The organism is Clostridium neonatale (genome assembly GCF_900465025.1).
In the GTDB taxonomy this organism is placed as follows: Bacteria; Bacillota; Clostridia; order Clostridiales; family Clostridiaceae; genus Clostridium; species Clostridium neonatale.
Genome location: NZ_UICR01000003.1, coordinates 411,534 through 436,099 on the forward strand (window position 1 = coordinate 411,534; position 24,566 = coordinate 436,099).

20 protein-coding genes, 1 tRNA gene, 1 other RNA gene and 1 pseudogene are annotated in these 24,566 nt (G+C 29.2%); 7 read left to right on the plus strand and 16 right to left on the minus strand.

Annotation, left to right across the window (positions count from 1 at the left end):
• Window positions 1-101 precede the first annotated feature (101 nt).
• From CNEONATNEC86_RS20030 to dnaX, 5 genes are all read right to left on the minus strand, one after another.
• Window positions 102-371 (minus strand): pro-sigmaK processing inhibitor BofA family protein, encoded by a 270-nt coding sequence (locus CNEONATNEC86_RS20030; RefSeq protein WP_125147856.1) that lies wholly within the window; start codon window positions 369-371, stop codon window positions 102-104.
• Window positions 372-396: 25 nt separating this feature from the next.
• A complete protein-coding gene (locus CNEONATNEC86_RS20035; protein ID WP_058293065.1) occupies window positions 397-690 on the minus strand; it encodes a DUF2508 family protein in 294 nt (97 codons plus the stop codon).
• 207 nt (window positions 691-897) lie between these two features.
• Entirely contained in the window at window positions 898-1,494 is a 597-nt protein-coding gene (gene recR / locus CNEONATNEC86_RS20040) for a recombination mediator RecR (RefSeq protein ID WP_058293106.1), read from the minus strand.
• Between the two features lie 138 nt (window positions 1,495-1,632).
• On the minus strand, window positions 1,633-1,971 hold the full coding sequence (locus CNEONATNEC86_RS20045; RefSeq protein ID WP_058293066.1) for a YbaB/EbfC family nucleoid-associated protein: 339 nt from the start codon (window positions 1,969-1,971) through the stop codon (window positions 1,633-1,635).
• A 90-nt stretch (window positions 1,972-2,061) separates the two neighbouring features.
• Window positions 2,062-3,705, minus strand: a complete 1,644-nt coding sequence (gene dnaX / locus CNEONATNEC86_RS20050; protein WP_125147857.1) for a DNA polymerase III subunit gamma/tau — start codon at window positions 3,703-3,705, stop codon at window positions 2,062-2,064.
• Between the two features lie 477 nt (window positions 3,706-4,182).
• Here dnaX and CNEONATNEC86_RS20055 point away from each other — a divergent pair, with 477 nt between their 5' ends.
• From CNEONATNEC86_RS20055 to CNEONATNEC86_RS20075, 5 genes are all read left to right on the plus strand, one after another.
• A complete protein-coding gene (locus CNEONATNEC86_RS20055) occupies window positions 4,183-5,814 on the plus strand; it encodes a PucR family transcriptional regulator (protein ID WP_058293068.1) in 1,632 nt (543 codons plus the stop codon).
• Between the two features lie 199 nt (window positions 5,815-6,013).
• Window positions 6,014-8,020: an oxidoreductase gene (locus tag CNEONATNEC86_RS20060; RefSeq protein WP_159136728.1), complete on the plus strand. Its 2,007-nt coding sequence runs from the start codon at window positions 6,014-6,016 to the stop codon at window positions 8,018-8,020.
• A gap of 36 nt (window positions 8,021-8,056) precedes the next feature.
• Window positions 8,057-9,205 (plus strand): methyl-accepting chemotaxis protein, encoded by a 1,149-nt coding sequence (locus tag CNEONATNEC86_RS20065; RefSeq protein ID WP_125147859.1) that lies wholly within the window; start codon window positions 8,057-8,059, stop codon window positions 9,203-9,205.
• Between the two features lie 222 nt (window positions 9,206-9,427).
• Complete coding sequence (locus CNEONATNEC86_RS20070) at window positions 9,428-10,270, plus strand: thymidylate synthase (protein ID WP_058293071.1); 843 nt, start codon at window positions 9,428-9,430, stop codon at window positions 10,268-10,270.
• Between the two features lie 266 nt (window positions 10,271-10,536).
• Window positions 10,537-11,028 carry a dihydrofolate reductase gene (locus CNEONATNEC86_RS20075; RefSeq protein ID WP_058293072.1) on the plus strand — a complete coding sequence of 164 codons (492 nt, stop codon included), beginning with the start codon at window positions 10,537-10,539 and terminating at the stop codon, window positions 11,026-11,028.
• A gap of 314 nt (window positions 11,029-11,342) precedes the next feature.
• On the opposite strand, the gene ffs is transcribed toward CNEONATNEC86_RS20075, so the two are convergent.
• From ffs to CNEONATNEC86_RS20095, 4 genes and pseudogenes are all read right to left on the minus strand, one after another.
• Window positions 11,343-11,609: signal recognition particle sRNA large type (gene ffs, locus CNEONATNEC86_RS20080), an RNA gene on the minus strand.
• Between the two features lie 254 nt (window positions 11,610-11,863).
• Window positions 11,864-12,316 (minus strand): annotated as a pseudogene (locus tag CNEONATNEC86_RS20085) (amino acid ABC transporter ATP-binding protein); the annotation flags it as partial.
• Complete coding sequence (locus CNEONATNEC86_RS20090) at window positions 12,310-13,596, minus strand: hypothetical protein (RefSeq protein ID WP_058293073.1); 1,287 nt, start codon at window positions 13,594-13,596, stop codon at window positions 12,310-12,312. The gene CNEONATNEC86_RS20090 and the pseudogene CNEONATNEC86_RS20085, both read right to left, overlap by 7 nt.
• A gap of 153 nt (window positions 13,597-13,749) precedes the next feature.
• Window positions 13,750-13,839 (minus strand) — tRNA-Ser (locus CNEONATNEC86_RS20095).
• 265 nt (window positions 13,840-14,104) lie between these two features.
• Here CNEONATNEC86_RS20095 and CNEONATNEC86_RS20100 point away from each other — a divergent pair.
• On the plus strand, window positions 14,105-15,721 hold the full coding sequence (locus CNEONATNEC86_RS20100; RefSeq protein ID WP_159136729.1) for a Na/Pi cotransporter family protein: 1,617 nt from the start codon (window positions 14,105-14,107) through the stop codon (window positions 15,719-15,721).
• A gap of 98 nt (window positions 15,722-15,819) precedes the next feature.
• Here the strand turns inward: CNEONATNEC86_RS20100 and CNEONATNEC86_RS20105 are convergent, their stop codons facing one another.
• The 7 genes from CNEONATNEC86_RS20105 to CNEONATNEC86_RS20135 form a co-directional block, all read right to left on the minus strand.
• Entirely contained in the window at window positions 15,820-16,278 is a 459-nt protein-coding gene (locus CNEONATNEC86_RS20105) for a nucleoside deaminase (RefSeq protein WP_058293075.1), read from the minus strand.
• Between the two features lie 129 nt (window positions 16,279-16,407).
• On the minus strand, window positions 16,408-17,682 hold the full coding sequence (locus tag CNEONATNEC86_RS20110) for an HlyC/CorC family transporter (RefSeq protein ID WP_125147861.1): 1,275 nt from the start codon (window positions 17,680-17,682) through the stop codon (window positions 16,408-16,410).
• A gap of 232 nt (window positions 17,683-17,914) precedes the next feature.
• A complete protein-coding gene (locus CNEONATNEC86_RS20115; RefSeq protein WP_159136730.1) occupies window positions 17,915-18,862 on the minus strand; it encodes a carbohydrate kinase family protein in 948 nt (315 codons plus the stop codon).
• Window positions 18,852-20,306 carry a sucrose-6-phosphate hydrolase gene (locus CNEONATNEC86_RS20120; protein ID WP_159136731.1) on the minus strand — a complete coding sequence of 485 codons (1,455 nt, stop codon included), beginning with the start codon at window positions 20,304-20,306 and terminating at the stop codon, window positions 18,852-18,854. The genes CNEONATNEC86_RS20115 and CNEONATNEC86_RS20120 overlap by 11 nt, the downstream gene beginning before the upstream one ends.
• Window positions 20,307-20,333: 27 nt before the next feature.
• Complete coding sequence (locus CNEONATNEC86_RS20125; RefSeq protein WP_125147864.1) at window positions 20,334-21,323, minus strand: LacI family DNA-binding transcriptional regulator; 990 nt, start codon at window positions 21,321-21,323, stop codon at window positions 20,334-20,336.
• 200 nt (window positions 21,324-21,523) lie between these two features.
• A complete protein-coding gene (locus tag CNEONATNEC86_RS20130; protein WP_125147865.1) occupies window positions 21,524-22,882 on the minus strand; it encodes a sucrose-specific PTS transporter subunit IIBC in 1,359 nt (452 codons plus the stop codon).
• A 426-nt stretch (window positions 22,883-23,308) separates the two neighbouring features.
• A complete protein-coding gene (locus CNEONATNEC86_RS20135) occupies window positions 23,309-23,782 on the minus strand; it encodes a hypothetical protein (RefSeq protein ID WP_058293081.1) in 474 nt (157 codons plus the stop codon).
• 243 nt (window positions 23,783-24,025) lie between these two features.
• Between CNEONATNEC86_RS20135 and CNEONATNEC86_RS20140 the strand changes: the two genes are divergently transcribed.
• Window positions 24,026-24,550, plus strand: a complete 525-nt coding sequence (locus CNEONATNEC86_RS20140; protein WP_058293082.1) for a helix-turn-helix domain-containing protein — start codon at window positions 24,026-24,028, stop codon at window positions 24,548-24,550.
• Window positions 24,551-24,566 lie beyond the last annotated feature (16 nt).

Sequence of the window (24,566 nt, forward strand, 5' to 3'; positions counted from 1 at the left end):
AACTCAAAAATGCAATTTTAACAAACATAATAATTACATAATAAAAAAAATGCCTAACTAATGGATATAATTTTCATATAGTTAGACATTTTTTCTTATTTTTACATAAAGAAGACTATTATTGCAATGGCTATTATTCCTGGTACACCCAAAAATCCTGCAATCAGTGATGTTATTGGATTAACGGGTAATGAGAAGTTAAAATTTAATCCTATAATATTAAGGTTGGCTCCTATTATATTTACTATATACAATGATATCAATCCTATTATCCCATTTAATATTATCTTCATTGGCCATTTTAGTAACTTTATTATTATAAATAGTAGTATTATTCCTACTAAACCATATATAAAATACTGCTCGTTCATCCTTCAACTTCTCCCTTCTGCATTTCTATTCTGATAAAAACAAATTATTTTCTATTATATAATTTTTACTAACTCTAATTCCGTTTTCTTTTGCTATAGATAATAAATATCCGTATCTTTTCTTTGCAAGATCTTCCGAATAAATAGCAATATCTATAAGCGCATTATCTTCAACATTATTAAACATGTTTCGAGCCATATCAATTTCCATTTTAGCAAGTTGCATATCTCTTAATAGTTTTTCACTATTAAACCTGTAATCCTTGTCCAAAAAGCATTCTTGATTTAAGTAATTTTTATGAATACCTTTTCCATCCATATATATCCCTCCTAAATCTTCTCCTATTATATTTTTATCCAATTATTAGGAGGAATATACTTCATTTTTTTATTTTTTATTGTAACACTTTCCTTATATAAGAATACATTAATTCTATAAGAAGCTTTTCACTCATGTCAAACAAAAACTTCTAACTCCCATCTATGTAACACCTTTTTCATAGGGATCCTAATTTATTAGGGTCCCTTAAATTTCTTTTCTACCCTCTAAAGCTTTAGATAATGTGACTTCATCTGCATATTCTAAATCTCCACCAACCGGTATGCCAGCTGCTATTCTAGTTACTTTTATATCCAATGGCTTAAGAACCTTTGCTATATACATAGCTGTAGCTTCTCCTTCAATATTAGGATTTGTGGCCAAAATTACTTCTTTAACATCTTCATTCATTCTTGCCACTAGTTCTCTAATCTTAATATCTTGAGGTCCTCTCCCCTGCATAGGTGATATATTTCCATGAAGAACATGATATACTCCATTAAATTCCTTAACCTTCTCCATCGTCATAATATCCTTTGGTTGCTCAACAACACATATAACACCTTTATCTCTATTAGGATTTGAACACAAAGCACACGGATCACTATCTGTAAAATTACCACATATAGAGCAATATTTAATAGTACCTCTCGCCTGTACCAAAGCATTAGCAAATTCTCTTACTTCATCATCTGGCAAATTCAAAATATGTAATGTTAATCTTTGAGCTGATTTTTTCCCTATGCTTGGCAATTTCGCAAATTCTTCTATCAACTTTTCTATGGCTACAGGATAAAAATCCATCATATTTACATATCTCCCTTCAAAATTAAAACTAAATATTATTAGCTTTTTAATATATCATAAAGTAATCATTGAAAAAAGCATACAGTATTAATATATTTCTATCTACTGTATGCCATAAATAAAATTTAGTTTTAATTAAAATAAGCCGCCCATTCCGCCTGTTAGCTTACCCATTTTGTTAGCTGTTTCATCTTCAGCTTTTCTTAAAACTTCATTTACTGCACTTAATATTAAATCTTCAATCATTTCTACATCATCTGGATCTACTACTTCTGGCTTTATGTTAATAGAAATTATTTCTTTTTTACCATTAGCTTTTACTACTACAGCTCCACCACCAACAGAAGCTTCAAATTCTTTTGTTTCCATTTCCTTTTGCATATCTTCCATTTGTTTTTGAAGCTTTTGAGCTTGCTTCATTAAATTATTCATATTTCCGCCGCCAAATCCGCCTGGAAATCCACCTCTTGCCATAAAAAAATCCTCCTTAATATCTTAAATCTCATTTTTTAATTATAAATCATCTTTTATCAATTCACAAGTTTTAAACTTTACCTTAATCCTCTATTCATCATACACCTCAAAAGGTATTTCGCCATCTAATTTTTGCTTAAGTAACTGTTCTTTATTTTCTTCTATACTATCATCTTCTTTTATTATATATTTTACAGCTACATTTTCATTTAATGCTTCTGAGAATACTTCATTTACAATTTTTTTGTATTCTTCCCTCTCAAGTCTTGCTTTATTAAATGCATATGTCGAATCATATTCAAGCGTAACTATGCCATTTTTAAAACTATAAGGCTTAGCTGTAACAATAGATGCGTATATTATCATGGCTCTTCTACTCTTAAATTTTTCTAATATTTCAGTCCATGCTCTTCCTACATCATCAATTGTAAGCGATGAATTAATGTTTACATCTTCAGGCTCTGAATCCTCTTTTTTAACAACAGTTTTATTTAATGTATTTTTCCCTTTGTTATTAGTAGTATTCATTTTTTCTTGATTTTCACTTCTTGAGCCATCATTATTTTCTAAAATTTGAATTTTCCCACTTTTTAAATTTTCTTCTAGCTTATTTATTCTAGTTAAAATCACTTCACTAGATGTATCATATTCAATTTTGCACATTTTTATTATTGAAAGTTCTAAATATAGTCTGCTTTGCTTACTCATTTTTGAATTATTTTCAGCTTCCTGAAGAATCCTTATAATTCTCATTATTTCTTCAACTCTTATTTTTCTTCCCTGTTCTTTAATAAGAGTTATATTTTCAATGGACATATCAAGTACTTCTTCTGGATTTTTTGTAACCTTAACCATTAATAAATTTCTAAAATGGTTAATAAGATCTTTTATAAATAATTGAATATCTTTACCTGCATAAACCATTTTATCTACTATAAGCATAGCTTTTTCTATATTTCTATCCGTAATAGCATTTGTTATATCAAATAAATATTCATTTGTGACAAGTCCAAGTATACTTATTAAATCCTCATACTTGATTTCATTATCTCCCATTGCTATAGCTTGATCTAAGATGCTTAAGGCATCTCTCATGGCACCATCACAAATTCTAGATATTAGCTCTAAGCTTTTTTGCTCACATTCAACATTTTGTGAATCAGTTATCTTTCTTAATCTTGCACATATTTCTTTTTGATTAATTCTCTTAAAATCAAATCTTTGGCATCTAGATAAAATTGTGATAGGTAACTTTTGAGGATCTGTTGTTGCTAATATAAAAATAACATTTTTAGGTGGTTCCTCTAAAGTTTTTAAGAATGCATTAACCGCTCCAACTGATAGCATGTGTACCTCATCCATTATATAAACCTTAAATTTAGATTCTTGTGGTGGATACTTGGTATCATCAATTATATCCCTTATTTTATCAATACCATTATTTGAAGCAGCATCAAGCTCTGTTACATCTATAGCTAAACCATCATTTATCTTTCTACACATTTCGCATTCATTACATGGTTCTCCATCTCTTAAATCAAGACAATTTAAAGCTTTTGCCATTACTTTTGCAGTCGAAGTCTTTCCTGTACCTCTAGTTCCACAGAAAAGATATGCATGTGCAATTCTGTCATGTATTATTTCATTCTTTAGTGTAGTAGTTATATGCTCTTGACCTACAACATCTTCAAAATTCTTAGGTCTCCATTCCCTATATAATGCTGTGTAACCCAAAAGGCTCTCACCTCTCTATTTCTTTAAATATATCATTATTATACACTAATGTAATACTGATTAGTATAAATGAATCAAATATTTATATTATTCTCTAAATTAAGTTGTTCACTTTGTTTTTAAAAAGTACATGTTGAAATAATAGAATACTCTATAGAATTATGATCAATAATTCTATTATTAACCAAGTAAGAAAGAGAATATTTTTTAGAGGCATATATAATATCAATGTGACATATATATAAGTTCCTTAATATATCATTATATCATATTTTACTCAAAACATAATTATTATGGTATTATTGTATATTGATAGTTATATTTAGAAAATAACTTTTAAATATGCATATTATAAATCATGTATTAAAAGATAATTTTTACATAATATATATAACTTACTGTTTAATGTTCGGAAAAGCTTTACTTTTAACATATATAATTGCATAAAAAAATCTCAAGAAAGGAGTAGTGCTGCAAATGATAAATTTAAGTGACTTTTTTAAAGAACTTGAATTAACTTATAAAATAATATCTCACTCTGAAGATGAGAAAATTTACATTTCATCTGTTAGTATTGGAATAAATGATATTATTTCCATAAGTAAATCTGTACATACTGGGAACTTTTTAAAAAGTCATTCAATAATACTTAATTATTCTAATATTAAGGAACTACTGGAATTAGATACAAATATAGAATTGCCTGGAGTGATTATCTTTTCAGAAGCTTTTGTTCTACCAGATATGATGACTAAAATAAATTCTTTTATTCAAAGTCATACTGATATTTCAGTAGTTTTAGTTGAGTCCAATATGAAAGAAGAAAATATATATATAAAATTAAATGAGTATATCAATGAAGAGTCTAATTTTATTCAAAAGCTTTTGTATGATGATTATATAAATTTAATAAATTTATTAAATAAAAGTGCTGAAATTACCGACATTGAAGCTATAGCATACAAACTTCTAAAAAACCCTATGATAATAACTGATAAAAGTTACAAAGTTATTGATTATACTAAATCACTTGAAATTAATGATCCTATCTGGAAAATAATAACCTCCAATAAGTATTGCCCATCTAATATAGTTAATATGACAGATTATAATAGATTTTGGCATAGGCTTACTCAAAACGGTCGCCCCCTATTTGTCGACAGTAAAGCTTTTTCTCCCTATGTAAAACGAGCTGTAGCTGAGATAAAATCTGAAAATAGAATTGAAGGTTATATTGCACTTTTAGAGATCAATAAAAAAATAACTGAAACTGACCTTCAAATACTTCAGATGATTTCAGAAGTTATTGCTGTAAAATTCACAAATAATGCAATGGTTTCAAGAGCTTTAGGAGATTTAGAAAATGAATTTATAAAAGAACTATTTTTAGGAAAAATACCAAATGAGACTATGGCATTTAATCAAGCCCAAAGTCTAGGATGGAATATAAGAAAATGGTTTATAGTTTTGGAAATACGAGATAGAAGTGAATCAAAAAATTTAAGCGAAAATTTATATAGCGTTAAAAATGAAATCAGAAGGCTAGTTCCATTTTGTATATATAGCTTTAATGATAAAAAATCATATTGTATTATTAGCTTCGATGATAAAAAAGACTTAAAGAATGTGTACAAAGAATTAGGTGAAATCAGTACAAGAGAACAGCTTATATGTAGTGCAGGTAATGCGGTTGATAGATTAATCTTAATTAATAAAAGTTATGACCAAGCAAAAAGGACTGGTGAAATAGTAGATTGTATCCCCAAAATTCCCCCCCAGAAATTCTTTTATTTGTATAATGAAATAGCAATTTATGATATGATGATGAATCTTAATAAAATGCATCCTATTTTAGGCATTACAAGTAAATCATTATCCCTATTAAAGAAAATTGATGAAAAAGAAGGAAGCGAATATATTATTACCCTCAGAAATTTTTTTGATAATAATCAAAGCATAAGTGATACAGCCAATGCCATGTATCTTCATCGTAATACTATAAGCTATAGACTTAATAAAATTCGTAAAATTATTGAGGATGATTTTGATAATCCTTTAATAAGATTACACATGTATATCTCTTTTATAATAGATGATATAAGTATATAAATTAAATATAAGCATATATTGCTAGGGTAAAAAGCTTACAAATAGCCAATTATTTGTAAGCTTTTTCCTTTTGTAATATTGAACAAAAAAGTTCCTTTCTATTTTTGCATATGTCAAAGGATTAGGAAAATATTATATGGAATTTAATTAATTGTAAAACTTTTAATATATTTTTTAAAAATATAAGGAGGATCAGATAATGAATTTTAAAAAACTTCTACAACCTGGGAAAATAGGTAATATGGAACTTAAAAATCGTATGATTATGCCTGGTATGGGGACTAATCTTGCAGCTGCAGATGGAACAGTCTCTGATGTCATTGTAAATTATTACGCAAGACGTGCTAATGGTGGGGTTGGGCTTATAATAACAGAAGTTTGTTGCCCAGATCCTTTAGGAAGAGTTATTGATGGTGAAATCGAAATAACTAGTGGTAAATTTATGCCTGGTTTAAGTCGTATACCTCATGCAGTTCACTCAGGTGGAGCAAAAGCTTGCCTTCAATTAGCTCATGGAGGTTGCTTTTCTAGTGAAAGTGTTACAGGTATTCAGCCAATTTCACCATCTGGCATAGGTACATTTCAGCTACCTAATGATAATCCGAGAACAATGATCATAGAAGATATTAAAGAATTGATTGAAAAATATGGTTTAGCCGCTAAAAGAGCACGCCAATGTGGCTTCGATGCTGTAGAACTTCATGGAGCTCATGGATATATGCCATTACAGTTTCTATCAGGTTATACAAACAGAAGAGAGGACGAATATGGCGGAAGTTTAGAAAATCGTGCGCGCTTTGCCCTTGAGACTATACGATCTATAAAAAATCATGCTGGTGAAGATTTCACACTTATATACCGTTTATCTGCTGATGAAGATGTACCAAACGGAGTTACTATAAAAGAAGCATGTACTTTTGCCAAATGGGCAGCAGAAGCTGGAGCTGATGCTATTCATGTTTCAGCTGGTACTTGGGACTCAAGATTACATAAGTACTTTACTGTTATGGAAGGTAAAGAATCAGCAAAAGGAAAAAATTTAAGCAATGGTGTTGCTACTTCTATGTGGGTTCCACCAAATTATACACCTAGAGGTACTCTTGTTAACCTTGCGGCAGCAATAAAAAAATCTGTCAATGTACCTGTTATTGCAGTATGTGGTATTTCTCCAGAAATGGGTGAAGATATTATTGAAAAAGGTGATGCTGATTTTATAGCTATTGGAAGACAAACTATAGCAGATCCCGATTATCCTTCTAAAGTTGCTCTAGGAAAGCCAGAAGAAATCCGCAGATGTTTACGCTGTAACGAATGCTTAGGAGAAGTAATGAACAGTTGTGGAATCTCATGTGCTATAAATCCAGAGGCAGGAAAAGAATATGAAAGTTTTGTTAAGATTACTCCTGCTAAAATTAAAAAGAAAGTTGCTGTTATTGGTTCAGGGCCTGCTGGTATGCAAGCAGCTATAACAGCTTCTGAAAGAGGTCATGATGTAACTCTATTTGAAAAAAAAGATCGTCTTGGCGGTGCTCTTTATTATGTAGCAATTCCTGACTTTAAGCAAGATTATAAAGATTATAAGGATTATATTATAAACACTGTAAATAAATGTGGAGCAAATATTGTAACCGGTATAGAAGTAACTGCTGATGGCATTAAAGATGGTAAATTTGACACAGTTATTGTTGCTACTGGCGCTGAAACTTTTAGACCTAACATTGAAGGAGCTAAAAATCCTAAAATCTATGATCCATTAGAAGTATTAGATGGAAACATTCCAAGTGGTGATAACATTATAGTATGTGGTGCAGGAATGATTGGCTGTGAAGTATCTATGTTTCTTTCAGAAAAAGGAAAAAACATTACTATGATTGATATGCTACCTGAAGCTGCTCCAGATTTACCTATATATACAAAATGGGTGCTTAATTCAAAATTAGCCGAGCTTAATGTAACACAAAAATTAAATCACCAAATCATTGAAATGAACGAAACAAATGTAAAATGTACATTTGATGAAACAGAATTCACTTATAATAGTGATGCAGTTATATGTGCACTTGGATTAAAATCAGTAAGAAATCTTACAGATGAACTTAGAGAAAAATGTTCATCTATGGAAATTATTACTGTTGGAGACACAAATAAACCGAAAAAGATAATGCAAGCTGTACACGAGGGATTTCATGCAGCTAGAAGAATTTAATGAAACTTTTTTATGTAAAAAAGAAAGGAATAATATATGATTTCAATAAATGAATTAAATAGCATAAAAACTTTATCAAGCATACAAATTAATTTAGCTAAAGAGTGGGCTTTATATGCTATTGTAGAAAATAATACAGTTGTTTGGCAAGTATGCTCAGATTCCATTAAGGAATATGAATTAAAAATCAAAAATAATATTAGTGCCAATAATTCAGTTAAAGCTTCTATTAAAGAAAAAGAAGTAGTATCAGAAAATATTCCTGCTTCTGTCTATGGATTTCGAATGAAAATCACTTCAATTCCAATTACAAATGAAGAAGGAATATGTAATGGAGCATTTGTAATACTTCTTCCAAAGATACACAATATCGAAAAGTCATTTAAAGAATTTGCACCGATGATAACTGAAATGTTCCCAGAAGGGGCTTTTCTTTCATTATCTGATGGTCATTACATAGTTGAAAAACAACCTTCCTCAAAATTTGATATGCCTGCTATTAATATCGGCTTTGATATAACAGTAGATGATACTTCTGTCAAAGCTATAGAAACAGGTGAAATCCAACGTGTAGATATTGATACATTAGATTACGGTTCTCCCGTTAGAGTTCTTGTTTATCCACTACATGATGATGAAACTAATGAAGTTGTTGGAAGCATGAATGTTATTAGACCAAAACAAACTGAGTTAACTTTACGTAATATGTCTGAAAATCTTCAAGACAGCCTTACAGGTATATCATCGACTATTGAGGAGCTTACTGCTTCATCTTCATCAATTCATGAAAATCAGCAGCTTCTTAACAATGATATTGACCAGATAATAGAAGTTTCTAATGAAATTGATAATATAAGCTCCTTTATTAAAGAGCTGGCTAATGAAACTAAGATGCTTGGTTTAAATGCAGCTATCGAAGCTGCCAGAGCAGGTGAAGTAGGCAGAGGCTTTGGAATTGTTGCTCAAGAAATTAGAAGATTATCTGATGAATCTAAAAGCACTGTACCTAAAATTCAACAATTAACTAATGAAATAAAAAATAGAGTGAACGAGGTACATAATAAAAGTCAATATTCACTTTCTGCGACCCAAGAACAAACAGCTGCAACAGAAGAAATTTCTGCCAGCATACAAGAAATAGCTGCATCATCAGATGAACTAGCAAATATTTCCATGAAATTGTAATAAAAATAATTTCTCTCTCTGAAAGATACAAATTAATCTTATTGAATTGCAAAAAGCCCTCGATTTTTCGGGGGCTTTAAATTTTATGAATTAAGCAATTATTAGTGGAGCTTTTTCGTGATATATATCCCCCTCTTTTATCTAACAATTATTAATCATTTATTATAACTCAATATTTAACTATGATATAATATTATCGAAATCTAATTTAGAGGTGAGCTTATGACAACACATTTTATATCAAAAACAGATAAATTATTTAAAGATACACTAAATGATATTCTTACTAATGGAATAAGTACCAAAGGTCATAAAATAAGACCACAATATAAAGATGGCACTCCAGCGCACACAATATATGTAAATCAGGTTGTGGAAAAGTATGATATATCTAAAGGAGAATTTCCAATTACTACACTTAGACCAATCGCTTGGAAATCTAGTATCAAAGAGATATTTTGGATATATCAAAAGGCCTCAAACGAACTTTCTGTATTAGAGGAAATGGGTATTTCGTGGTGGGCCGATTGGGAAATCAATGGTACTAGAACGATTGGGCAAAGATATGGTGCTACTATAAAAAAATATGACTTAATGAATAAACTATTGAATGGCTTAGAAAACGAGCCTTATACTAGAAGACATATTATAGATTTATATCAATATTCAGATTTTGAGGAAACTGCTGGTTTGTATCCTTGTGCATTCCTTACAGTTTGGTCTGTTAGAGGAGATTATCTTGATGTAACACTTCATCAAAGAAGTTCAGATTATTGCACTGCTGGTCATATAAATAAAATTCAATATGTTGCATTAATGATGATGGTAGCAAGGCATGTTGGTTTAAAACCTGGTGTTTTTATGCATGTTGTTGATAATTTACACATCTATGATAGACATATAGAACAAGCAAAAGAATTATTATCTAGAACACCTAGTAGTAAACAGCCTAAACTAATACTTAAAGAAGGTAAAACAAACTTCTATGATTTCACAATTGATGATTTTGAAATGATTGATTATGAGCCTGTTAAACCACAATTAAAATTTGAATTAGGAATATAATGACATAAGTAATTTAGTTGTCGCTATGCATTCATATAAGGTTATAGATTTAACTTACTTTCAACAACTATTAAATTATTCAATTATTGAAAGTTCATATTAATTAGGAATATAGCGCACCTTGAATTAATCATGAAATTAAAAACTTCTATGATTTTACACATAGCCATATAAAACTTATTGATTACAAACATGGTAAAACAATAAAATGCCAGCATCATTTTAGATATTTTTATCTTTCAAAGAAAATTAAAGGAGTGATATAAATGCTATCATTAATAGTAGCTATTGCAAATGATAATGTCATAGGAAAAAATAATAAGCTTATATGGCATATTTCAGATGACTTAAAAAGATTTAAACAAATTACTTCTGGGAAAAAAATGATTATGGGGCGAAAAACTTTTGAATCACTTCCTGGAGTATTACCAAATAGAGAGCATATAATTTTAACTAGAGATAAAAATTATACTGTAGATTCAAATCAAGTAGCAATAGAACATGATTTTGATTCCATATTAAAAAAATATTTAAATTCAGAAGATGAAGTTTTTATAATAGGCGGAGCAGAAATATATAAACAATTCCTCCCACATTGTAATAAACTATACCTTACTAAAATCAATCATTCTTTTGAGGGAGATACTTATTTCCCTGAAATAAACTATAAAGACTTTAATATTGAATATGAATCTGAAAGTTTTAATGATGAAAAAAATGGCTTTACTTATAAATTTGTTAACCTCATTAGAAAATAATAGATTAACCTAAAAAACAATACCATATAAAAATCCAATTTATATAAAAAGTAATATATATTCCTATATTCCTAAGAATCTATATTTTTAAGAATATAAATTCTTAGGAATTTTAGAATATATATTCTTAAGAATTTGCTTATTCTATGGGCATTTGAAAGATTGAAAAGCATATAAAAATAAAATAGGACAAGAAAATGAGGGATTCCATAATGAAATTCCCTCACTTTCTTGTCCTATTGTGTCCTATATTGTTAATCCTATTGAAGAATAACCTAATTTTATCATATTTTAATTTCAAAACAAAGTTAGAACCATGCACCTCGCTTCGTTAAAAGCCCTCCATACGTTACTTCTACAGTTAGCTCAGACCAGATTAATCCACGGCACACGGAAGTGACCACTTATCGCTGCTTCCTTCCGGACCTGACGAGGTTCATGGGCTTCAGTTGCGTGGGACCCAGTCCTCAACACCACTTATAAAAGTCAGACTATAAAAGACTTATACCTAAGCGAGGAATTCAACCTTGCTATAGCGGATTGCAAGTTACAGGGCACCGCTAACTCCCCATCTAGCATGGCAATGGTGGTATGCCGAGGAATTGCACCTCATTACTTTTTAATTTTTTTCAATTATTAAAGTAACGTCCCTTTTGGACATCAAACCATATTAAATCCTTGCTACATACAGTATCATTATTAGATACTTACTCATAATAACATATAAGAATTTTAAATTCAAGGAAATTGTAAAAATACTTAAATTTAAAATTAGAAAGTTTTTAAAATTTTATTCTTTTATGCAATAAATAATAATTAATGTATATAAAATACATTAATTATTATTTATTACTTTATCTAAGAATTCCTTACATCTGTCACTTTTAGGTGCTGTAAATATTTCCTTTGGATCTCCTTCTTCTAATATATATCCTTGATCCATAAATATAACCCTATCCGCAACTTCTCTAGCAAATCCCATTTCATGTGTAACAATCACCATTGTCATTCCTTCTTCTGCTAGATCTTTCATAACCTTAAGAACTTCACCTACCATTTCTGGATCAAGTGCTGATGTAGGTTCATCAAATAACATAATTTTAGGATTCATCTCTAAAGCTCTTGCTATTGCAACCATTTGTTTTTGACCACCAGATAATGTGTCTGGGTAAACATCCTTTTTATCCTTTAATCCAACCCTATCTAATAATTCTAAAGCTTTTTCAATAGCTTCTTCTTTGCTCATCTTTTTTAATTGTACTGGAGCAAGTATCATATTTTCTAAAACTTGCGCCGCCACTCAACAATGCCCCAAATTACACCCAATATAGGGAAAACCAGAATCACTACAATAAAGCTACACTTGAAAGGTATATTTAATTTGCTTTCCAGCGTTTCAAGTGTTCCGACAGCGCCCAAAAGCGAAACTATATATAGTAAAATGTTGAGTAAAACCGCATTTCTGTTTTTCTTTGATTCGTTTTCGATGGTCATATATGAAATTTTAAGTCTAGTTGCTTCTTTATGATACTGATACGACTTGGTTTTATAAATATAGCTAAGTAGATTATGGGTTTCAATAGGTACTTGTGGGGCAAAAAATAAATTCTCCAAATACAAATCATTACGCACAACTTTGTTCATATCTAGTGTTATATCTGCATTGATGATTTGAAATAGGTATACGTATAATTTAATGGACTCCAGCATAATTCCATTATATAAAGGAATATCAATGTCATCTGGATTATAATTTTTGATAATACTTGCACCGTCTTGGGGATAATATTCATAATTCTCCGTAGTGCTAATATTTTCGAGTGGGGACGCTAATTCTCTCGTACCTATTAAGTTGCAAAAATATTCTGTTAGATTGTCAATTTCATTTGATAAAACTAGCGTACTATGTATAAATGAATACTCCTGAGCCTCAAATCTTTTACCAATCATTTCAGAGAAAAAGCCACTAATATTGTTATATATTATCTCTGAAATTTTATCATTAGATGACGTTGTACTTTCATCTCCAAAGTACTGATATTCGTTGACAGTCAATAAATTATAGTTACCCATTTTGCCGAAAACATCATCTCTTTTAAACGGAATTCCTGTTTTAAAGTCTATGACCTCAAAAGTAACTATTAAAACTCTATTCATTGAAAATATCACGGGGTCAATCTGAAAAAAATTTTCACCGATATGGACAAGAAAAGATTCCATGCAGATTAGAGAGTCGATATTAAAATATGATAAATCCGCTAAAACAGATTGAGCATGGAGCAATTTCATGCAAAATCCTGTGCTCTCTATAATTTCTTCAAAATCTTCAATATCTTGTTTTTCATTGATAGGATTAAATGAAAAGGAAGTGCTTTGATGGACATAATTATACTCTGTACTTAATCTTAACTTTCCTTTTGACGATATGAGTTTGTCACCCATCAATACATAGTTCAGATGATGTTTTTCCAACAACGTATCAAATTGTTGCTTCTGCTTAAAGAGTAGTTTAGATTTCGAATATCGCGTTGTTTCATATGCACTCATAAAAACGATTGTATCACCCATCAACCCCCCCCCATTTCAAACGCTATTTATTATGCTGATTATGACAGAAAAACAGCAGAGTGTAAAACTCGACTGTTTTTCTATCTGTTAAATATAAAGCAATAATCCGAACCCCTCGCCAATCGGCACTAATGAGCTCGGATTATAATGCTTTGGCGGAGAGAAGGGGATTTGAACCCCTGATAGAGTTGCCCCTATACACGCTTTCCAGGCGTGCTCCTTCGACCACTCGGACATCTCTCCATTAATATTGTAAATTTATACTTTCTCATTCTATCATAAATATGTTTCTATCTCAATACATAATAATTCATTTCATTGTATAGACTAATTTAAGATAAATTCCACACTAATTTAAACATATGTTTTCATAATATATTATAATTTACTCGTCATTTTAATTACTTTTATACAAATTAATGTTAAATTATTGTTAAAATCATTATTATTTCATTAAAAACTTGTTAAAATTGGTACGTATGTACATAAAAATTAAGGAGAGGATTTTTTGAATACTTTAAAAATGATTATCGAATTATTAGGCGGATTAGGATTATTTTTATATGGAATGAGCTTAATGGGTGATGGCCTCGAAAATGCTGCCGGAGAAGGACTAAAAAATATTCTTGAAAAAGTCACAAGTAATAGACTGATGGGGATATTAGTCGGAGCTATAGTTACTGCAATAATTCAAAGCAGTAGCGCAACTACAGTAATGGTTGTTGGATTTGTTAATGCAGGACTAATGAATTTATCTCAAGCACTTGGAGTTATAATGGGTGCAAATATAGGAACAACAATAACTGCTCAATTAGTTGCATTCAAGCTTGATGCTATTGCCCCACTATTTGTATTTCTAGGAACTATTCTTATAATGCTTGCAAAAGCTAAACGTAGACGTGAAATAGGAAATATAATTCTTGGCTTTGGTATACTTTTTACAGGAATGTCCACCATGAGCACTGCAATGAAACCGTTAGCTAGCGCACCTTGGTTTACTCAATTAATTCTTGCTATAGGTGATAATTGGTTCATAGGAATAATCACTGGATTAGCTTTAACAGCATTAATTCAAAGTTCATCGGCTACTACTGGTATATTAATAGCTTTAGCTAATACTGGTGCAATAAATATTACTCTTGCTTTACCAATTCTATTCGGATGCAATATAGGTACTTGTATTACTGCATTATTATCTAGTATTGGTACAAATAAAACTGCTCGTAAAACCGCTATATTACATCTAATGTTTAATTTAATAGGTACAATAATTGCAGTCCCATTCTTGGGTATACTAGGCGATTTTGTTCAAATTACTAGCCAAGATATAAGTAGGCAAATAGCTAATGCACATACTGTTTTTAATGTAGTAAATACTATTATTTTATTCCCATTTAGTAATTATATGATAGCTTTTGTTAATAAAATTATACCTGAAGGCGATGATTCCATCGAAAAAATAGGGCCTAAATACTTAGATGATAGATTATTAGAAACCCCTGTTATTGCCGCCGGACAGCTGGAAAAAGAAACTATAAGAATGGCAAATAAGGCAAAGAAAAATGTTGAATTAGCTATGAATTCATTCATTAACAATGACGAAAAATCCATAAAAGAACTCTATGAAAATGAAAATATTATTAACGTACTTGAAGAAAGCATAACAACATACTTAGTAAAGTTATCAAAATGTGATCTATCTTCTAGAGAAAAAGAAATGGTATCATCAACATTTCATGTAATTATTGATATTGAAAGAATTGGTGATCATGCTAAAAATATTGCAGATTTAGCAGCAGAAAAAATCGATAGAAAGCTTAAATATAGCCGAAATGCAGTAGATGATTTATATGAAATATATAACTTAACAATGGAAGCTCTGAATATTGCAATAAACTGTTATGTAACTAAAGATGCCGAAATTGCTAAATCAATTGTAGAAATTGAAGAAAAAATTAATAAACTTCAAAAGAGCTTTAGGCAAAAACATATTCAAAGGTTAAACGACGAAAAATGTACTGCTTATGCTGGTGCTATATTTCTAGATTTAATAACTAACTTTGAAAGAATTGGTGATCATTCAACCAATATAACAGAAGCCATAACAAATAATCATGATAATTAATTAAACTTTGAAATCAATATATTATAATTGTACTTATTATATATTGATTTTTTTATATTCTAAATGTATGTTAGTATTTATATATAAGTAAATTCTTCTCACTTTTTACCTCTACTATTCTCAAAGAATTCTGTTATCAGATTCACGCATTTATCATTATACATCCATTCTACTGGTACAAAAGAATTCATATATCTATTATCTAGCAGGTTTATTATGCTACCACACGCACCCATTTCATTATTGAATGCACCTATATAAACTTTAGATATTCGACTTTGAATAATAGCACTTGCACACATAGAGCAAGGTTCAAGAGTTACATACATTTCACATCCATTCAATCTCCAGTCTCCAATAACTTTAGCAGCTTCTCTAATGGCAAGAATCTCTGCATGTGCTGTTACATCATTAAATATCTCTTTTAAATTATGAGCTCTACTTATTATAATTCCATCTTTAACAATCACTGCACCGATTGGAATCTCTCCTTTATTTCTTGCCAATATTGCTTCTTGTATAGCTTCATTCATAAATTCTTTTTTAAAATCATTCATAAAAGTTAAACATCCTCACATTTTAAGCTTAATATATGAAATTACATTTAGTAAGATTGCTCAATAGCCACCAATTAACTATCTTTATATTTAAAAAAAACTGCTGAAATACAGCAGTTTTTTTATTAATTATTCTTCTTCATCTACTGGCGGTTTATAATTATTAATCAATCTAACTTTTTTAATTCTATTTTTATCTATTTCTTCTGCAATAAATGTTATATCATTGCTTACAACTTCTTCTTTTTCTTCAGGCATTCTTCCCAACGCACCAATCATCAATCCACCTACAGAATCAAACTCTTCTGAATCTATATCAACACCCAAAAGTTCACTAATATCATGTAATCTGGCACTTCCATCAACTACATATTCATTTTCTTTTATAACTTCAATAGAATTATCTTCTTCATCATATTCGTCTTCGATTTCACCAACTATTTCTTCAACTAAGTCTTCAATAGTTACTAGTCCTACAGTTCCACCATATTCGTCTAGTACAACTGCTATATGATTTCTTGCTTTTTTCATCTCTTTAAATAATTCTACTATCTTTTTGAATTCAAAAGTATAAAAAGGTTCTCTCACATATTTAGTTACATTAAAATCTTCTCTTATATTTTCAACCATAGCGAAGTCTTTTACATTTATTACTCCAATAACATTATCTATTGTTTCACTATAAACTGGTATTCTAGAAAATTGCTCACTCTTAATGATATCCATAACTTCATCATATGTTGCTTCCTCATCTACAGCTACGATATCAACTCTTTGCACCATAACATCTTTAACCTGAAGATCAACAAAATCAAATATATTAAATATCATTTCTTTCTCTACATTTTCTAGTACTCCTTCTTCTTCACTGACATCAACCATTGTTTTTAATTCTTCTTCTGTTATAAATGATTCTGCTTTATTTGGATCTCCACCTAAAAGACGTATAAACAAAGAAGAAATAATTGTAAATACATAGACAAATGGTTTAAATATAAATACTATAAATTGTATTGGCTTTACCACCATTAGTGCAACAGTTTCTGACTTCTGTTTAGCAATAGACTTTGGAGTTATTTCACCAAATATAAGCACTAGTATAGTTATTACTCCTGTTGCTATTCCTACTCCACTATTTCCAAAAATATTTGTAGCCAATACAGTAGCCAATGATGATGCTCCTATATTTACAACATTATTCCCAATCAATATAGCTCCTAATAGCTTATTTGGATCTTCAATAAGCTTCTCTACTGATTTAGCTCCTGCAACGCCTTCTTCCACCATATGTCTTAATTTAATTTTATTTAAAGACATCAATGCAGTTTCTGACATTGAAAAAAAGCCTGATAGTCCAATTAAAATAATTAAGCTAACTATCTGCCACGTATAACTAGGGTCCAAAAATAATCACTCTCCTAATAATTTAAATATATGTTACTATCTATTATACCACAATTAATTGGACAAGTATCTTAAATAAATTATTGATATATATATACATAATTAACATTAAATCTTAATATACCAGATACTCAAATTATTTAGTAACACACTTTAAATTCAGTATAAAAAATATTAGTGCAAAAATAAGTACTATATAATGCTTATTTTTTGCACTAATGCTTTTATTATACTACTTTATATCTTTTACTTCTTCTAATGTTGGCATTGAATCTATTGCACCATAATTTGTGCATGTTATTGCTCCTACCTTATTAGCAAATGTAATTATTTTTTTCCATTCTTCCATGCTGATATTTTTTTTATCTTCTATTTCAGCTACTTGCTTTAATACTGCTCCAACAAATGAATCTCCAGCACCTGTTGAATCAACTTGAGTAATTTTTATTGATGGAATTATTACATTTTCTCCATTAACACTTAAGTATGTTCCTTTTGATCCTAAAGTTATAGTAACAACTTTAACTCCTAATTCATGTAATTTCTTAACTCCAGCATCTAAATCTTTTTCTTTTGTTATTAATGTTAATTCTTCATCACTTAATTTGGTAAAATCAGTTACTTTTAAGAATTCAATGCAGTCAGAAACAAACTGATCTAGCATATCATCTTTAATTAATGCATCTCTGTAGTTAGGATCAAATGATACATATATATTATTAGTTTTTGCATGTTCTAATAATTTGAAATATGTATTTTTTAATTCCCCATCTAAAAATCCAGTTGCTGATCCAAAGTGAATTATATCTGAAGATGTTATTTTAGATGTATCAATGTTATCAAATGAGTATTCTCCATCACTTCCTCTTAAGAAGTCAAAGTTACGTTCTCCATTAGCATCAATACCAACTAGAGCTATTGTAGTACTTCCATTCTTAACAGTCATACTTGTATTTATATTTAAGCTTTCTAACATTTCAACTAAGAATGTTCCAAAGAAGTCATCTCCTACTTGCCCTAAAAAATATGAATTTCCTTCTAATTTACATATACTAGCTGCAACATTTGCTGGTGCTCCACCTGCTTTTTTTTCAAACTTTTCTCCATCTTTTAGTCCTTTATTGTCAACGCAAACCATATCTATTAAAAGTTCACCTATACAAAATATATTATTTTCCATACTTAATCCCCCTTAAGTTCCATACTTGTAACGTATTAATATTTATGTTATTTTTAATTTCTATTTCTAATCCTTCTTCTTTTGGGAAATACATTAAGGTAGTAGTTTCTAAACCATCTTGGTAATATATCTCCATAACTGAATTATCTATAAACATATGAAGCTTCATTGAATCTTCTGCTTTTAATTTAAATTTTCTTATTCCTTTACCACCAAGCTCCATATTGCTTCTATCTAAAATGCACACTTCATCTTTTTTATTATATAATAATGAAATATATTCATCTTTAAATTTAAACCTTATATCTAAATTTTCTATATTGCTTAAATCTAAATCCAATTTACATTCTACACTCTTAGGACCTAATTTTACAACATAATTTTCTTCTATTTGATTATTTATATCTATAATTTTTTTCTCTCTTAAATTTTCTATAAGCTCAAGTGGCTTTTGATATAAAACTTCATCTTTATATTCTAAAACTCTTGGCATAGTTAATCCAAGCATCCATCCATATTGTGATGTAGCATACTCATTGTCCTTATCAGGCATTCCTATCCATCCAATCATGATATTCCTACCATTATGCTTAAATACCTGTGGTGCATAAAAATCGAATCCCATATCTATTTCTTTGAATTCAGAATAGTTAGTTAATGAAACTTCATTTAAATCTAAATCTCCAATAACATATCCAGATTGGTATATATTTTGATATCTTAACTCTTCTGCTTTTAACCCTTGTGGTGAAAACATAAATGCAAATTTATCTTCGCTTACTCTGAATATATTAGGACATTCCCACATATATCCGAAGTCTTTCATATCAGTTTCTAACTCACCAATTAATTCCCACTTTTCTATATCTTCTGATTTATATATTAAAACTCTTCCTTTTAGATCCTTATTCTGTATTCCAAGTACCATATAATAAGTATTATTTTCAACAAATATCATAGGATCTCTAAAATGAGCTGTATAACCTTCAGGCTGCTTTTCTATAATTACGCCCTTCTTTTCAAAAGATCCCTCCTTATGATAGTCAACTATACATTGATAAGATTCTCTTTCATTATTAGGTCCTTTTACATTACCAGTATAAAATAATTTTAAAATATCATCTTTTACATATGCCCCTCCAGAATAGCATCCATCTTTATCAAACCAATCTTCAGGTTTTAAAATTATTTCTGGCATAGTGAAATTAACAAAGTCCTTAGTCTTTACTAATCCCCAGTGTTTAGTTTTATGTTCACATCCAAATGGATTCCATTGATAAAATATATAATATTCATCGTTATAATATGCTAATCCATTAGGATCATTAACTAAACCAAATGGCATCTCTATATGAAATTTATTTCTCCATCTATTATTATCTTTACTAGAATAATATTTTTCTAAATCTTGCTTTATCTTTTGATACGTTTCGTTAATTTGCATACTTGACTCCTTCTGAATTGAGTTTTATTATAATTTTCTTACACTTTCGCGTTCTATTAGATCTAGTGATGCTTCTTCTTCATTGGTTAATTCTTTATCATTAATTAAATCTAATATTCCTTGTGCAGCCTGATTACCTATAGCTTCATAATTAAATGCAATGGTAGTTAAAGTCGGATAGGATACACTTCCCACATCATACCCTCCAAATCCTGCTACTGATACCTCTTCTGGAACACCAATTCTATTTTCATGTAAATATCTTAATACTCCAAGACATATATTATCTGTTGCACATATTATTGCTGTTGGATTAAAATCTAAAGCTTCTTTTGACTTTTCATAACCTTTCATAAAAGAGAAATCAGCTTGAATGAAATCAACTCTTGAATTTTCATTTCCATCCTTAAAAGCTGATATAAAACCATTTTTTCTATCTATACCAACTGCTTCATCTTCTTCACTTACTCCAATAAATACGACCCTTTTATGATTTTTCTCTTTAAAGAAGTTACCCATAATTTTTCCTGCTTCATAGTCATTTATTTTTATACAATCCACAAGACTATTTTTCTGTCCTGTAAAGATAACAGGTATATTTAATCTATTTACTAATTTAATATGTTCTTTAGTTATTGCTATGGAATTAACAATAATTCCATCAACACCTTGTTGATATAAACTATTAATATGTGATAATTCTTTTTCTACACTTAATTCACTAATAAGTATAATGCCTTGATAACCTTCACTTTCTAGTTTCTTATTTATCCCAGTTAATAATTTACCAACTGTAACAGAATCAATTCTTGGAAGAATAATTCCTATAAGCTTGCTCTGTTTTGTTTTTAATCTTTTCGCAAAAAAATTAGTTTCAAATCCAGTTTTTTCAATAGCTTCTCTTATCTTTTCAGCTTTTTCTTCACTTACATATCCATTATTAAGATATCTTGAAACACTACTCTTAGATACATTAACCATATTAGCAATATCCTGAATCGTAACTTTACTTTTCATACAATTTATCCTCCAAAAATTTGTCTAACTAAAAGATTTATTAATATAATTATATCTCATTATAGTCTAGACTAAAAAATACTTATTGCAATATTTTTTATTTTTAAAGGATTTGTTAATTTAATCATATATAACACTAGATAGATTTAGTAATTTAACTCTACTAAATCTATCTATTAATTAATATTTTTATGTTAATCCTATTCTTCTGTCTTAAAGAAGAAGTAAGTCAAGCAGAACGCTACTCCCATTGAGATTGCATTTACTAATACATACTGTCCTAAATTTCCTATATATAATAGTGCTCCAGGAAGTACTGTTATTCCCATTCCTGTACCTGCTAAGTGTAACATTGCTGAAACCATTCCTCCAGCTGCTCCACCTATGCATCCAAAAACAAATGGTTTAATAAATCTTAAATTAATACCAAAAATAGCTGGCTCAGTGATTCCTAAAAATGCTGGAACTGCTGACGAAATATATAAAGAACGTTTTTTCTTATCTTTAGTCTTTAGTGCAACTGCAACTGATGCTGCACCTTGAGCTGCTATTGCACAAGTAATTATTGCATTAAATGGATTTGTTCCTGTAGATGCTATAAGTTCAACTTCTAGTGCATTTAAAGCATGGTGTATACCAGTAACAACTATAATTTGATGAACTCCACCTATTATTAATCCACCTATTCCAAATGGAAGTCCCATAAAGCTTCTTATTGCTCCAAAAATGAATAATTCTAAACTATGCATTAATGGTCCAACTACTAGAAGACCTAATATCATTGCTATTAATAATGTTAAAAATGGTGTAACTATTAAATCTATTACATCTGGAATTACTTTTTTAAGTGCCTTTTGAGTTTTAGCTGCAATTATACCTAATACTAATGCTGGTAATACAGATCCTTGATATCCTACTACCGGAATTGTTAAACCTAATAGTGATAAATAAATTGGTTCAGCAGTACCACCTGCTACTGAATAAGCATTTGGCAAACTAGGCGATACAAGCATTAAACCTATAACGATACCTATTACAGGTGTTCCACCAAATTTTTTCATTGTTGACCAAGCAACTAATGCTGGCAAGAATGCAAATGCTGTATCAGTTAAAACTTCTGTAAATAAATAAAAATTAGTTCCTGATTGTAATAATCCTAAATTAGTTAAAAGCCCTCTTAATCCCATGAATAATCCTGTCGCAACTAGTACAGGTATTATAGGCACAAAAACGTCTCCTAATGTTCTAGATATCTTTTGAAGTATTGTCATTTCACTATATGCATCTTCTTTTGCACTTGTGTTTGCCAAATCTGATGATTCCCCAACAATTACTCCATATACTTTGTTTACAAACCCTGTTCCAAGAATAATTTGATATTGAGCTGCGGCAAAGAATTGTCCTTTTACCCCATCAATGTTTTCAATCGCTTTTTCATTTAATTTTGTTTTATCTTTTAATATCAGTCTAAGCCTTGTTGCACAATGTTCGATTGATTTAATATTTTCTTTTCCACCTATGTGTTTTAAGATTTCTTCGGCTACTATCTTTTCCTTCATAACCATTCCTCCACATTTATTTATTAATCGTTTTCACAAAGTTTCCATATCCTTAATTGTGTATGGTAACCTTGTAGCTATATGATATCAGTTCCATATAGTTAGTGTCAATATATTTTTGATATTTTTTTTAATTAATTTCCAATATATTAAATCTACGTTTAAATTTGTCTTCTTTAAATCCTCATACTTTCTACATTTAGATGATATTCTCATTAAGTGATCTTTTTAAGATTTAAGCATATGAAACAAAAATGTGATATCAGTTTCACTTGCAGATTGTAAAAAATTATAATTTAATTTTCAGCTTATGTTCCAACACTTATTATTTCTAAAATATAAATAATATATTAAAAAACAAAAAGATCTCATTTGTTATATAGCAAATGAAATCTTTTAAAAATTGATTTTTCTTATGATAAAAAATTATAATGTAAATTTTTGTTTATAATATATATCTACCATATCAGACATTTTTTTGTTTAGTGCTAATTGAACTACTTTTTGATTGTTTAGTTCGAATGTATATATCTTTAATCCATCTAGATTAGTGTTATAGTAAGCCTGAACACCTTTTTTTAATGCATCTTTTCTTTCAATAATATATACCCTCTTAACTTGATCTTTATCAATTTTTTGAGCTAATTTTCTTTTACTTGCTCTATAAATTTTACTTATAGTTATATTTCCTTCAAACATTTCATATTCGTAATCTATGTACATGAAGTAACTTCCTATAAAAAGTGCTGCTGCTGCTATTTCTAATGCTATTCCAATTATATTAGATGCAACAAATACTAATACTCCTGCAACTGCTAGTCCTATTGCTAAATTCTTAAATCCATTACTTATTCTTTTTGGTCTATCTGATGCTATAAATTGTTCTAAAACTGTATCCATTATTTTCTGTCCACCCTTCATATAATTATTACTATAATTATATTTTATATCATTTCAGAATATAATCAACATATTATAATAACGTTTACGTAAATTTAAAATCATTTGTATATTATCACAATTATTTTAAAAAATTATTATAAATTTCTGCTTTTCAAATTTTATTTTTCCATAAATATATAAATTCAGTATTGCAAAAATATAAAAAAATAATTAAAATATAAAATATGGGGGTGGTAATTTTTGGGAATTAATGAAATAATCAAAGTTGGTAATAACATTAAAGATTTAAGAAAGAAAAAAGGACTAACTCAGAAGGATATGGCATCATTACTCAACATTCCTTCTTCAACATACTCAAATTATGAAAATAATAATAGAGAGCCAGGTAAAAAAATATTATTGAATATCTCAGAAATTCTTGGTGTGAGTATATATGACTTATTAAATTCAAATAGGAATGATATTTCTTTAGAATCAAAGGATATAGTTGTTCCTGAAGAATGTGACATTTCAAAAGAATTGACCACTATTGAAAGATTAATCCAGCTCTGTGGATTCAATATTAATTTTAACGAACTTAATGAACATGATTCCATATTAAATGAATATTTAAAGTCAGAAATTAAAAATAACTTAATTCCTCTGGCTTATATTAATAAAGGTGAGATGAATATTAATTTGACTAATGATCAATTTAAAGATCTTAGTGATAAGATTTTACAACTAGTAACATTTGAAGTTAATGAACTTATTGATAGCTTTTAAGAATCTTCATAAAAGA

Excerpts from the sequence above, each read along its gene's own strand:
- CNEONATNEC86_RS20030 (WP_125147856.1), bottom strand. The coding sequence starts at position 371 with ATGAACGAGCAGTATTTTATATATGGTTTAGTAGGAATAATACTACTA.
- CNEONATNEC86_RS20035 (WP_058293065.1), bottom strand. The coding sequence starts at position 690 with ATGGATGGAAAAGGTATTCATAAAAATTACTTAAATCAAGAATGCTTT.
- recR (WP_058293106.1), bottom strand. The coding sequence starts at position 1,494 with ATGGATTTTTATCCTGTAGCCATAGAAAAGTTGATAGAAGAATTTGCG.
- CNEONATNEC86_RS20045 (WP_058293066.1), bottom strand. The coding sequence starts at position 1,971 with ATGGCAAGAGGTGGATTTCCAGGCGGATTTGGCGGCGGAAATATGAAT.
- CNEONATNEC86_RS20055 (WP_058293068.1), top strand. The coding sequence starts at position 4,183 with ATGATAAATTTAAGTGACTTTTTTAAAGAACTTGAATTAACTTATAAA.
- CNEONATNEC86_RS20060 (WP_159136728.1), top strand. The coding sequence starts at position 6,014 with ATGAATTTTAAAAAACTTCTACAACCTGGGAAAATAGGTAATATGGAA.
- CNEONATNEC86_RS20065 (WP_125147859.1), top strand. The coding sequence starts at position 8,057 with ATGATTTCAATAAATGAATTAAATAGCATAAAAACTTTATCAAGCATA.
- CNEONATNEC86_RS20070 (WP_058293071.1), top strand. The coding sequence starts at position 9,428 with ATGACAACACATTTTATATCAAAAACAGATAAATTATTTAAAGATACA.
- CNEONATNEC86_RS20075 (WP_058293072.1), top strand. The coding sequence starts at position 10,537 with ATGCTATCATTAATAGTAGCTATTGCAAATGATAATGTCATAGGAAAA.
- CNEONATNEC86_RS20090 (WP_058293073.1), bottom strand. The coding sequence starts at position 13,596 with ATGGGTGATACAATCGTTTTTATGAGTGCATATGAAACAACGCGATAT.
- CNEONATNEC86_RS20105 (WP_058293075.1), bottom strand. The coding sequence starts at position 16,278 with ATGAATGATTTTAAAAAAGAATTTATGAATGAAGCTATACAAGAAGCA.
- CNEONATNEC86_RS20115 (WP_159136730.1), bottom strand. The coding sequence starts at position 18,862 with ATGGAAAATAATATATTTTGTATAGGTGAACTTTTAATAGATATGGTT.
- CNEONATNEC86_RS20120 (WP_159136731.1), bottom strand. The coding sequence starts at position 20,306 with ATGCAAATTAACGAAACGTATCAAAAGATAAAGCAAGATTTAGAAAAA.
- CNEONATNEC86_RS20125 (WP_125147864.1), bottom strand. The coding sequence starts at position 21,323 with ATGAAAAGTAAAGTTACGATTCAGGATATTGCTAATATGGTTAATGTA.
- CNEONATNEC86_RS20130 (WP_125147865.1), bottom strand. The coding sequence starts at position 22,882 with ATGAAGGAAAAGATAGTAGCCGAAGAAATCTTAAAACACATAGGTGGA.
- CNEONATNEC86_RS20135 (WP_058293081.1), bottom strand. The coding sequence starts at position 23,782 with ATGGATACAGTTTTAGAACAATTTATAGCATCAGATAGACCAAAAAGA.